General features: G+C 57.0%; 8 protein-coding genes and 1 pseudogene. 6 read left to right on the top strand and 3 right to left on the bottom strand.

Going from position 1 to position 12,359, the window contains the following annotated elements; all coding sequences use genetic code 11:
* Positions 1–441 precede the first annotated feature (441 nt).
* Positions 442–1,041: an NAD(P)H-dependent oxidoreductase gene (locus tag OZX71_RS06170; protein ID WP_277159714.1), complete on the top strand. Its 600-nt coding sequence runs from the start codon at positions 442–444 to the stop codon at positions 1,039–1,041.
* Positions 1,042–1,331: 290 nt separating this feature from the next.
* On the opposite strand, the pseudogene OZX71_RS06165 reads toward OZX71_RS06170, so the two are convergent.
* Positions 1,332–2,534 (bottom strand): annotated as a pseudogene (locus OZX71_RS06165) (CapA family protein); the annotation flags it as partial.
* Positions 2,535–2,787: 253 nt separating this feature from the next.
* Positions 2,788–4,047 (bottom strand): hypothetical protein, encoded by a 1,260-nt coding sequence (locus OZX71_RS06160; protein ID WP_277159713.1) that lies wholly within the window; start codon positions 4,045–4,047, stop codon positions 2,788–2,790.
* 350 nt (positions 4,048–4,397) lie between these two features.
* Here OZX71_RS06160 and OZX71_RS06155 point away from each other — a divergent pair, with 350 nt between their 5' ends.
* The 4 genes from OZX71_RS06155 to OZX71_RS06140 all read left to right on the top strand — a co-directional run bounded on the left by OZX71_RS06155 (position 4,398) and on the right by OZX71_RS06140 (position 8,651).
* Positions 4,398–4,934 carry an NAD(P)H-dependent oxidoreductase gene (locus tag OZX71_RS06155; RefSeq protein WP_277159712.1) on the top strand — a complete coding sequence of 179 codons (537 nt, stop codon included), beginning with the start codon at positions 4,398–4,400 and terminating at the stop codon, positions 4,932–4,934.
* A 384-nt stretch (positions 4,935–5,318) separates the two neighbouring features.
* Entirely contained in the window at positions 5,319–5,957 is a 639-nt protein-coding gene (locus tag OZX71_RS06150) for a CE1759 family FMN reductase (protein ID WP_277159711.1), read from the top strand.
* Between the two features lie 231 nt (positions 5,958–6,188).
* A complete protein-coding gene (locus tag OZX71_RS06145) occupies positions 6,189–7,610 on the top strand; it encodes an NAD-dependent succinate-semialdehyde dehydrogenase (protein ID WP_277159710.1) in 1,422 nt (473 codons plus the stop codon).
* Between the two features lie 396 nt (positions 7,611–8,006).
* The gene (locus OZX71_RS06140) at positions 8,007–8,651 is read left to right on the top strand and encodes a sugar O-acetyltransferase (protein ID WP_277159709.1); all 645 of its coding nucleotides are present in this window, start codon (positions 8,007–8,009) and stop codon (positions 8,649–8,651) included.
* 195 nt (positions 8,652–8,846) lie between these two features.
* On the opposite strand, the gene OZX71_RS06135 is transcribed toward OZX71_RS06140, so the two are convergent.
* Positions 8,847–10,805, bottom strand: coding sequence for a right-handed parallel beta-helix repeat-containing protein (locus tag OZX71_RS06135; RefSeq protein ID WP_277159708.1), 1,959 nt, complete (start codon positions 10,803–10,805; stop codon positions 8,847–8,849).
* 220 nt (positions 10,806–11,025) lie between these two features.
* Between OZX71_RS06135 and OZX71_RS06130 the strand changes: the two genes are divergently transcribed.
* Entirely contained in the window at positions 11,026–12,330 is a 1,305-nt protein-coding gene (locus OZX71_RS06130) for an extracellular solute-binding protein (protein WP_277159707.1), read from the top strand.
* The last annotated feature ends 29 nt before the right edge of the window (positions 12,331–12,359 follow it).

Genomic DNA, 12,359 nt, shown 5'->3' with positions numbered 1-12,359 from the left:
GCGGCTTCGTGCTTTTTGGCCCGGGGCCGCAGACGGATTAAGGATCTGAGGTTTTATCGGTTAAGTAAACGGCAGTGATTGAGGCAGAGCAAGAGTGCGTTGCGTATCAGACGAGAAATCGATACTCCATTTGTGGTCTATAACACGATTAGTGAAGTATCTAAGAAACATATTCCTCGGCAGATAGTGAGACTGACTTTTTGTAACCTTTAGCGCGACAACTGAAGCACTGAGATAGTGTATTTCGCATCAAATGGTGAAGCCGATACTTCGTTTGTAGCATATAGCGCAACAAACAAACCCTCAGGTGAAGGACATTTAATATCTAATAGTGCTTGTTGATGCCGCATCAGTAACGTATGGCGTTACAAACGCGGCACGTAACCGATATCACTGGTAATTCGCCAACATTGTTAGTGGGCTTCTTCTACAATAAGAATCATGACCAATTTCTTAGCATTTACCGCGAATCCGGAACCGGCATCACTCACACAGACTATCGGCAAGGCGTTTCTCGAAGGTGCCGCCGAAAAAGGCGCGACGACCGAGTTCGTCGACCTGCACGCCATCGGGTTCGACCCGACTTATCGCATGTCCGACCGCAAGCAATACCTCGACGAGGCGCCGATGCCCGACGACGTGGCCGCGCTGCAGCAGAAGATCCTCGACGCCGACGTGATCGCGCTGGTCTTCCCGGTCTACTGGTGCCAGATGCCTGCGATGATGAAGGGCTTCACCGAGCGCGTGCTCTGCCGCCATTTCGGCTACAACCCCGACGGCAGCAAGTCCGCGATCGCCGACAAGAAGTTCCGTGTCATCATGCTCACCGGCAGTTCGGAGCAGTGGTACCGCGAGTCCGGCATCCACGACGCCATCCACAAGCAGGTCATCTATTACATGTTCCACCACTATTGCGGCGTGGACGACGCCGAGCTGGTCTACGTCGACAACCTCGAGATGGGTGACGATTCGCCGAAGGCCCGCGCGGCTGTGGCCAAGCAGATCGAGCATATCAAGCAGCTTGGCGCTTCGATGGCGTGAGCGTCTAGGCGCGCGAGTCCTTTGAATGCATGCCAATAAAGGATATGAGTAAAGGCCGCAGAAAGCTGGATGAATCAGTTTTCTGCGGCCTTTTGTTGTCGAGGTTGCTTACGGTGCAGCACCTACCGAGCTGTAATCGAAGTCCGCTTGTTGCAGCCGTGACCGCAAAGCTTCGCAAACGATGCTTGTAGCTGTTGTTCCTACTTCTTCTGTTGTGTTTGCTGCTGTGTTTGCTGCTGTGGTTGCGGCTGTTGCTGCGGCTGTTTCTGCGGCTGCGGCGGTTGCTGCTGTTGCTCGTCGGTCAGCCGCCACTCGTGCACGACGTTGTTGTCGGCGCCGAGCGAATAGATGATGGTATTGATGCGTTGCTCCTGCTGCGTGTCGGTCTGCTGGCTCCAACAGTAGCCGTCGGGATGGTCGCCCGAAATCGGACACCATCGGTATTGCCCCTGCTGCATATTGGCCGTCGGCACCCAGTCGATGCGGTTGACCCGCCACGTGCCGGGCTTGCCGCGCTTGCCCGCGAACTGGATACGTGCGCTCACGCCCTGGTTGTTGACCTCGTTGCCGGGGATGTAGGAGGTGACGGTCACCGCGTTGCCGAGTCCGTACACGATCCACGTATTGTGATACTTTTCAATCGGTTGCGCGCAGTGGCAGCCGGCGCCGTAGATGACGTCGAACGCACCGGTATCCGCGAGTTCGTGCGCTTCCGAGATCTGCCAGGAATCGGCCTTCGTCAGATATTCCTGCACCGAATGCATCGCGATCGCCACCACGTCCGCGCCCTGCTGCCGTGCCGCCTTGGCCTTGGCGACGGCTTTCTGAATGTCGGCCTCGTGATTGGGGTCGCCAGCCTCGCGCAGCCGGTCGACTTGCCAGTCGTGGTCGGCGGTCATCCCGTTGAGGGAGACCGTTCCAGTGATCAGCCCGAGCTTGCCGCCGCCGGTGGGGGAGTTGATGACCAGCGGTTTCTTCGAATCCTCTTCGGTCTTGTACGATCCGGTCTGTGCGATGCCGTCAGCAGCCAGCGTATCCCACAGTCGCGCGATGCCGGCGCTGCCCTGGTCCCAGGAGTGGTTCGTGCCGTGCGTGCACGCGTTGTAGCCCACATGCGCCGCGGCGTCCGCGACTTCCGGGGGAATGTTGAAGATCGGGTAGGCGGAATACGGCCCGCCGCGAGGCGCGATGGGCGTCTCGAACTCGCACACCGAGATGTCGGACCGCTGGATATACGGCTTCATATTCGCGAAGAGCGGGTCGAAGTTGAAGGCCGTGCCGTCGGTCGCGCTCGGGTTGTTCTGGAAATGCTCCCACAGTCCCTCGTGGAAGAGCAGATCGCCGTTGACGAACAGGGCGATGCAGTCCTGGTCCGGGCAGTCGGGGGAGTTGCCGTGGTGCGTGGTCACCGGCTTGGGTGTGGTTTTCCTGCTGACGGCGACGTTCGATGTCGTGTTGTCGCTGGCCGTCGTGGAGGCGCTGTGGCTGCGCATGCCGAAGAACAGCGCTGCGCCCATGGCCGCCAGAACGACCAGCACAAGAACGCCCGCCCCCACGAGCCGAAGCGCCGATGAGCCTCCGTGAGCTGAGGCGGTGCCTGCAGAACCGTTGATATGCCTTGGGGCGTGTCGGGGATTGGACTTCATCGTGTCATTCTCTTTCATCTGCTTGTTACTGCTTTTCTCTGCCTTCAACAATACACTTTCGACGGTTGCACAAGGATTTGCCGTGTTCTGTTATCGGTATTCAGAAGCGATCATAGCGATGCGCGGCGTGACGAGCCATCCACGGGTCAGGAGCAAAGATGTCGGTCTTCCGTATGCTTTGTCCGTTCCGGTTTTTGAAGATACCGTCATCGCTTTCGTATATTCGGCTATCCGAAATCGCTTTCAAAAAGGCGTTGATTTCCTCGGTGGTTTCGTAAGGATATGGGGTGGTGCACCACGTCGGATCGGCTTCGATGATGATAGGTTCAATCCCTGGAATCGAGAGGCGAGGATTCACCGGTTCTGGGTTTGCTGGCTTGACGTTTGCTGGTTTTGTATTTGCTGATTTTGGATTCTCTGACTTTCCGTTCGTGCGTTCCATGTTCCCTGGCGTCACGTTTGCCGGCTCTGTGTCTGGCGATTCTGCATTCGAGGATTCTGCGTTAACGGATTCTGCATTTGCTAATTCCGCATTTTTGGCGACACCGCTGGTATTCCGGAATCCGACGATGATACTGGCATTATCCAGATGGCTTGCCTGCGCAGCCTGCGTCGCGAACGATTCGGCAACCATTCGCAAGGATTCGTGGAATCGCGCGCCGTCGAACACGGTGAGAACGTCGTGGCTGTCTTCGTCAAGAGAACGATGAACGCAATATCCGCAGGATTCCACGGCCTTGCCGCCGCCGACGATGACGCACCATTCCTCGCCGATGCCGTCGATATGGGTATTGACGGTAATCAGGGAATCGTCGGGAGCCCGGCGCAAGGCATCCTGCAGTTCACGAAGATTTCGGCGTGCGGCCCTGAACTCGGGCACCCGTCCGCCGCTCAGTTGCGACCACGGGCGTTCACCCAGGCCGTCCGGAAATTTGTTCCAAGAACGAATTTGCGAAACCGGTGCGGTAAGTACCTTTCGTCGTGTGAACTCCCAAGGCAACGTTTCGAGCCAATCGGCGGCCGGAGTCTCAAAAAGCAGCGGCGGCAAACCCTTCCGCTCCCGCCACGCATTGTTCGCAATCAGCAGGTCGGGGGCAATCCACACGGCGGTGCCGTCTTCGACTCCACGAGCCGGTTCGAATCCGTAATCGTACGTAGCCTTCCAATAATCGGTAGGATTTCCCGATTGCGGGCGTATTGCCGACGTTGCTGTCGGCTTTGGTTCGTTGTTTTTGGAGTTAACTCTTGCGGAAGCCATACGCGATTGTGAGCTATCAGTCATGTGAGCTTTGTCGAAATAGTCTCTGAAGGCCTCCTGAACCCAGGAAAGCGGGCTGATGACGGTCAGATCGGCGCTCAATTGTCCTCGTTTCGGATAGATGTTGCTCGATGACTTAAAGTCTAGCGACGAGGTTTGAAGAGTGCTCATCCATTGTGGCGGTTGGGGTTGGAGGCGGGATTGCCACGTATGTTTCGGGAAAATAATTAGACACTTTGTCTTCCTTCGATTTATTCCCGCTTATCCCGTGGCGGAATATGACAGCTCTTCGATAAGTGCTTAGTATTGCCAGTAACAAGCTCACGTATTGCAATATGGTACGCACGGCCACAAGGTGGCTGGGCTTGAGATATGTGGAGAGCCGACTTGGGCAACCCGGTTTCGGCTCGTGGAAACGATAACGAACAAATGACAAGAACCAAGGAGCAACAATGACCAAGATCGCCGTTTTCGTAGGATCCCTGCGTGAAGATTCCTATAACAAGAACCTCGCCAAGAACATCGAGCGCCTGTCGCCCGAAGGTGTCGAGTTCGACTACATCGACATGAACCTGCCGCTTTATAACCAGGACCTCGACGAGAACCTGCCTGCCAAGGTCGTCGAGATGAAGCAGACCGTCGAAGCCGCCGACGGCGTGCTCTTCGTCACCCCGGAATACAACCGCAGCTTCTCCGGCGTCATCAAGAACGCCATCGACTGGGCCTCCCGTCCGTGGGGCAAGAGCTCCTTCGCCGGCAAGCCCGCCGCCATCATCGGCGCCTCCATGGGCGCCCTCGGCGCGACCCAGGCCCAGCAGGCCCTGCGCAACGTCGTTCTCTTCCTCGACATGAAGCTCATGGGCCAGCCCGAGCTCTACTTCAACGCCATCACCGGCCTGGACGAGAACGGCAAGGTCGTCGAGGCTTCCGAAGACTTCCTGCGCGGCTTCGCCGAGGCTTTCGCCAAGCACGTTGAGGCCAACAAGTAAGCGTGATTTCAAGGTATCGTTTCGTCACGTTGCCGGCGTTCAGGCGTCGTGACGAAACCGGGCATTCGAAACCGTATGCCCACAACCGGATTCCGCAATCACGTATGTGGATGGTGGATTGCGGAATCCGATATTGAATATGCAGCTTCTATCAAGTGTCTGATGCTTTGTTGCGCTATAATTTGCATGTGACGGCGTAATGTGAACACAATCACGTTTTCCTTTGTGTTGCCTGATGTTTCGGCCTCGCTTTGGACATATGAACGTGGTACGTTAGCAAGTAGTTATCGGGTACTTGAATTGCCGGGGCGTGCCTTTGCGGTGCGCTTGCAGGGTTTGAAGCGAAGAACAAAATTGAAGTTGTCAGGTGTAGGGAGGAAAACCGTGAGTCCTGAGGAGACGACAGACATTGTGGCACTGGCCGCCAAGGCTGAGGCTGGTGTGAAACAGTACCGCTTGACGGTGGTCAATGCCGGCATTTCGGAACCTTCCAGCACGCGCAGGCTTGCCAAGGAAATCACCGGCAAGGCTGAGGCGTATCTTGAGGCCCGTGGCAAGGTTGTTGCTGTTGAAATGGTCAATCTCAAAGAGATTTCCGAGGACATCGCGAAGGCTTCGGTGACTTTTGAGTCCAGCAACCGTCTTAAGGAAGCCATAGCCGCGGTTTCGGCAGCAGATGGCCTCATCGTGGCCTCTCCGATTTACAAAGCCTCCTATTCCGGGCTGTTCAAGGCGTTCTGGGATCTTGTCCCGCGCGATGCCATCACCAATATGCCGATGGTTTTGGCGGCGACCGGCGGTTCGAACCGCCATGCCTTGGTGCCCGACGTCGTGATGCGCGGCTTGTTCGCGTTCTTCCGCGCCGTGCCGACGGCCACGAGCCTGATGGCCACCAAAGAGGATTTCGATACCCCGGAACTGGAAAATCGCGAAAGGCGTGCCGCCACGGAGTTGGGTGCGTTGATGCTTTCCGGCGTGCGCCATGAGCCCGTCGATGAGCCCAGCGAAGGTTTGAATTGGTGATTTCGGCAAGCTTTAGGGGTTTGGCCTGAATCCCGATATTTTTCAATGATTGATCGGCCTGTTGTCTGTGGATGACAGGCCGATCAATCTGTTTGTGCGGCTTGTCCGTGGAGGATTTCCGGCATTTCGTTCGATGATTATCGACTGGATTTACGTTCGATTTACGCTGGACGATTTTTCTCTGAATGCACCTTTGTAGTATGATGAATAAACACCTACAAGGAGGTAGCTATGGTTTATCAAACCGTCAATCCATATACCAACGAATTGGTAAAGGAATATCCGTTCGCAACCGATGAGGAGTTGCAGGACACGATCACACTGGCCGACAAGACCTTCCATGACATGCTGAGTCAGCCGATTGCCGAGCGCGCCAAGATCCTGCACAAGGTCGCGGCTCTCTTCCGCGAGAAGTCCGACGAACTCTCCGAGATCTGCACGGTCGACATGGGCAAGCTGGTCAGTGAGTCGGCGGGTGAGGTCGAGCTGTGCGCGATCATCGCCGACTGGTTCGCCGATCACAGCGAGGATCTTTTGAAGCCGGACAAGCTCGACAGCATCGTCGCCGGAGATGCACAGGTGCTGCACCAGCCGGTTGGCGTCGTGGTGATGGTGGAGCCTTGGAACTTCCCGTACTATCAGATCATGCGTGTGTTTGCGCCGAACTTCATGCTGGGCAACACGATGATCCTGAAGCATGCTTCCAATACCCCGACCTCGGCAAAGCGATTCTGCGAGGTCGTCGAGGAGGCCGGAGCTCCCAAGGGTGCGCTGACCAACATGTTCCTGACCTACGATCAGGTCACCAAGGCGATTGAGGACCCGCGTGTCCAGGGTGCGGCGCTCACCGGTTCCGAGCGTGGCGGCGTCGCCGTCGCAGGTGCCGCAGGAAAGGCGCTGAAGAAGAGCACCATGGAGCTGGGCGGTATGGATCCGTTCATCGTTCTGGGCGACGCGGACATGGACGCTCTCGCCGACATCGCGTGGCGCGTCCGCCTCTACAACGCCGGCCAGGTCTGCACCTCGGCCAAGCGCTTCATCGTCATGGACAACGTCTACGACCGCTTCGTGGACGACATGGTCGAGGCGTTCTCCAAGGTCACCCCGGGCGACCCGATGGATCCCAAGACCACCATCGCTCCGATGAACTCGAAGCGCGCCAAGGAGAAGCTGCAGAACCAGTTCGACGAGGCCGTGGCTGCGGGCGCGAAGATCGCCTATCAGTTCCCGGAAATCGATTCGAAGGGCCAGTTCTTCCGTCCGGCCGTCCTCACCGACATCACCCCGGACAATCCGGCTTACAAGACCGAGATGTTCGGCCCGGTGGCGGCGATCTACAAGGTCCATAGCGAAGAAGAAGCCATCGCGGTCGCCAACGACAACCCCTACGGGCTGGGCGGCATGCTCTTCTGCGGCGACAAGGACCATGGTGCCGAGGTGGCCGCGAAGGTCTACACGGGCATGATGTTCGTCAACACCCCGCTCGCTTCGCTGCCCGACATCCCGTTCGGCGGTGTGAAGCTCTCCGGCTATGGCCGCGAGATGTCCCGTCTGGGCCAGATGGCGTTCACCAACGACAAGCTCCTGGTCACCGCCGACCACTTCGACAAGGCCAATGCCCCCGGCGCGCTCTTCGCCGCGCAGGACCTGTGAAGTGACGTCAGTGTGCGTCGGGTGATAACGATCTGATTGAGACAGTTCCAAGAATTTGGGTACCGAGTGAATTCTGCTCGGTACCCAAATTGTTTTATACCAATTCAATCGTTGGAATTTCACCTAAATTGATGCCTGAGTCGGGGCATTCTCAGCTTGATTCCCCCATGCGGCCATGACTTGCGTTCGGTCGAGAGGGGTTTAGGCAAGTCGGAGTTCTCTGTGAGACCAGGCGTCTAGGGCATTTCGTATATAATTAATTCGTTTGACTTAAAGGATGAAAAACAATATCATATTGGTGATGCCAAGAAGAATCAGGACTCGCATGGGCATGGCAAGTACCTATTGCGGCAGGATGTCCGTGAAGAGATAACGATTGCGAGGAATCAAGGCGCCATGGAAGACGAAGTCGAAGAGCTGAAAGCGAAACACCCTGACTTTGCGAGACTGTTCGACGATGAATGGCTGCAATATCGCAAGTCCGAGATTCTGCCGAAGCTGACCTGGCAATCGCAATCGACCTGCGCGAAGATCAACCGGATCTATTTCGATGACCCGGACGAGGCGATGCGGCTGTTCCGCAAGCTGGTGCCGGGGGCGGAGGAGGGTGTCGACTTCCGGCCGCCGATTCATTTGGATTACGGGCTTGGGCTGAAAATCGGAGCGCGGACGTTCATCAACATGGATCTGCTGATCGTCGGGGGAGGGCCGATATCCATCGGTTCCGACTGCCTGATCGGCACGCGGTGCAGTATCTGCACGCCCAATCACGCGGTGCCCATCAAGCCGCGGCTGGAAGGCTGGCAGCACAACGAGGACGTGACGATCGGCAACAACGTCTGGCTCGGCAGCAATGTGGTGGTCTGCCCGGGCGTGACGATCGGCGACAACTGTGTCATCGGTGCCGGTTCGGTGGTCGTCCGCGACATTCCCGCCGACAGCGTTGCGGTCGGCAACCCCTGCAAAGTGATTCGCCAGGTGCCTCGGGACTGGAGTGCAGCTGAATGGAAAGCGGCCACAGGCGAGACGGACGAAGCGTGATTATGGCTGCGGCAGTAGAATGAATCAAACGTGATTATGGCTGCAGCGGTTGGATGAATCAAACGTAAAGAGCAAGCGTAAAGAGCGCGGTGCATTTTCGGTAGAGGAAACAGATTCGCCTCGTTGATAAGAAAGCCGGCATCTGGACTAGACCAGATACCGGCTTTCCCGACGTTCAACCCTGATTTGTCGGGATCAGAACACTCGAATTCCGGTTTTTGCGGTATCCAAATTCGCAAACGGCCCCGGAACCGGATGTTCGCCGCGAGGATTGCCGGCTATGTCGGTATCGATTTTCAACGGGCTTCCGTCCGGGTTCTCGTAGGCTTCGCCTGTGATACGCGGTGTGCCCAGTAGCTGTGTATCCACAATCGAGGTTCGGACGTTCGGCGTCTCCGGAACGGAAAGCGAGCACCACACGCTTCCATCGTCCTTTTCTTCGATGGCGATGTCGATTGCTTCGCTGCTACTGTAGCAGTGCTCTTCACGGTTGTAATGTTTGGTGCCGTTGTAGTAGGCGTTGCCATCGATATAGGCAGGCTGCGGGACCTGCTCGAATATATCGACGTCTCCGCCGCCCATGGCGTGCACCCGCTCGATGAATTCCTGCGTGCTGGCCGGTGCGCCGTCGTAGATTTCCGTGCCGCGGGTATCGGTACCGGGTAGCACGGCAGATCCGGCGAACACATTCTGATAGAAGCGGTCATCGTTGCCGTAGACGCAGGCGGTTCCAAGCAGTTTTGTCGAATGCGGCAAATGATAGGGCGTGAAGCGGTCCGGAACGGTGATTTTTCTGGTCGATCCGCAGAAAATGTTGTGGACGAAGGCGCTGCCTTGCGCCGCGTTGTCGAAGTTGTAATCCGAGGCGAAGATGTTGTTGTCGAACAGGCACGGGCCGTGCGTCACCTCGATCATGAAGTCGCGGACGTTATCGTGGTAGACGTTCCTGGTCACCCTGGTGCCCTGGGCCTGCCAGTCGAGCCAGGTGCCGAGGATGCAATCGTGGATATCGTTGTTGATCAGGCGCACGTCGATGCCCGCATGAAGCTTGATACCCGCGATTTCGTGGCCGAAATACTCGTATTTGATGCCGATGTTGTAGATTTTGTTGTGCTCGATGGTCGAGAACGCCCCGCCCATGTTGCCGACCACGCCGTTCTGCCCGCAGTCGTGGATGACATTGTTGCGTACGATATGAGACCCGACTGTCTCCTTGTCCCAACCGATATGGCGGCCGCGGAACACGCCTTCGAGCTGGCATTGGTAGCCGGGTTTGAGGCCTCCCAGATACGATTCGTTCTCGCCTGTGGAGGCTTCCTTGCCAAGGCTTACGGCGCTGCATTTGGCATCGTGGATGTCGTTGTCTTCGATGATCCAGCCCTTGCTCCAATGCGGTCCGATGAGCCCGGGCTGGTCTGCGGTCGGCGGGGCCCAGGGGCATGCCGCCTGGCACAGCTCGAAGCCGCGAACGGTGATATAGCCGATGCCTGTCTTGTCGGGGTAGAAGCACTCCTTGCGGACGTTGAATTCCGTGGATTCCTTGTTGGGGTCAAGCTGGTGGAAATTGCCCCAGATCGTCGTTGTGTCTGCGTTGACTTGCGCATACCACTGATAAACGGTGTCGTCGGCGTGAGGGATGGGCAGGTCGATCTTCACCCAGTCTGGCCCGGGGCCGTATGCCCTACGTTCTGCTTTGGCCATGTCTTCATAGGTCCGGGCCTGATACATTGACTTGCCGTTGATATAGACGTCGCCGAGGCTCAGCTGCCAATCGTCCGGGTCCGGGCTTACCAGCCAGTCGCCCTCCAAAGGTTGTGCGTAGGGGTTGAAGTCGCCAAACAGGGTGTTCGGAACCTCGATGTGCCAGATACCTTCGCCATCGGCCTGCCAATTGCTGGCCTTTTCGGCACCGGAAATGACTGCGTGCTCGCCTTTCGCCACTTCGTAGGTGATGCGCGCGGTGCTGGTCCCGGCGTTTCGGGGATTGACCCTTTCGCGGTACATGCCGCCGTGCACCAAGACGGTGTCGCCCGGCAAGGCGATGTCTGCGGCTTCCTGGATACGGGCAAACGGATGAAGTTCCGATCCGTCCGCCGGCGATCCGGCGTCGGCCGAAACGTGGAGAGTGGTCGGGTGAGTTGCTGCGGATACCATATATATTCCTTTCGATAATCTGCACTTCGTTGTGGGATGTTCCATCTAGGACGGAAGTCATGCCGGTGCATCTCTATACGACGATTACATCATACAACATATCACTTATTAATTTGCACTTAATAACCATTAAGTATATACTGTTTTTGTGCTCAAGGTGAGCGCGACCCCATCGTTGTGGGGGTCTAAAGCAGTTTGTTTTGACTCGAGGAGGAGCAAGATGAAGACAACGGGTAAAATTACAGCTCTCATTGCAGCGGCATCGATGCTGGTCGGCATGGCCGGTTGCGGATCGACTCCGGGAGGGGGATCCGCTTCCAGCGATGGCGCGACCATGTGGGGCATCAGCGACAACAACTTCGGCCCGACAAAGCAGGCTGTCGAGCAGTGGAACAGCAAGCATTCCGACCAGAAGATCAATGCCGAATACTTCGCCAACGATTCCTATAAAAAGAAGATCCGCACCTCGGTCGGCGCGGGTAATGCACCAACGATGATTTACAGTTGGGGCGGCGCGACCTTGAGGGATTATGCCAAAGCCGGCGAGATCACCGATGTCAGCAAGGATCTGAATTCGACGGTCAAGTCGAAGGTCTTCAAAGCCGTTGCCGACGAAGGCTATATCGACGGGAAACTGTACGGCATCCCCACCCAAGGCGTTCAGCCCGTGGTGCTTTATATCAACAAGAAGGTGCTTGCCGACGCGGGCGTGAAACAGGCTCCCAAGACCTGGGACGAACTGCTTGACGCCGTCGCCAAGCTCAAGGCCGCCGGCAAGACCCCGATCGCTTTGGCTGGCGGAAGCCAATGGCCGTATCTCATGTGGGCGTCGTATCTTGTCGATCGCATCGGTGGCCCTGAAGTCTTCCAGAGGGTGGAAAAGGGTGAAAAAGGGGCTTGGAGCGATCCCGCTATCACGCGTGCGATGACCATGATTCAGGAACTGGTCAAGGCCGGAGCCTTCGGCAATGTGTATTCGTCGATGACCGCGGACGATCGCAAGGATACTTCGATGATCGTCAACGGAACCGCCGGAATGGAGCTGATGGGTTCGTGGACTTTCCCTGATTTCAAGGCCCTTTCAAAGGACTTCGCCGATACCCAGCTTGCCTTCGCTCCTTTCCCCTCCGTGAAGGACGGCAAAGGCGATCCCAAGGATTTGACCGGCAATCTCACCAATTACTGGTCGGTCTCTTCCAAGGCGAAGGCCTCGCAGCAGAAGAGCGCCATCGCCTTCCTCAAAGACACCACCTACAGCAGCTCGATGGTCGATCAGATGCTCAAGATCGGCGCTGTTCCACCGGTGAAGAACATCGAAAGCAAGGTCAAGGCCGCCGATGGCAAGATCGGGTTCTACACGTGGGTCTATGACGCCATGGCCAACACCCCTGCGTTCCAGCTTTCCTGGGATCAGGCGTTGCCCAGCGCCCAGGCCGAAGCGGTGCTCAACAATCTTGAACAGGTGTTCCTGCTTTCGCAGACCCCTGACCAGTTCGTCGACAAGATGAACGCAACCATCAAGTGACGGACTTCGGTTCGTGTTCCGGCGGGTAT

This window comes from Bifidobacterium sp. ESL0764 (assembly GCF_029395515.1).
GTDB lineage: Bacteria > Actinomycetota > Actinomycetes > Actinomycetales > Bifidobacteriaceae > Bifidobacterium.
The sequence above is the reverse complement of the archived record's forward strand: the minus strand, read 5'-3'. Positions and strand labels throughout refer to the sequence as shown.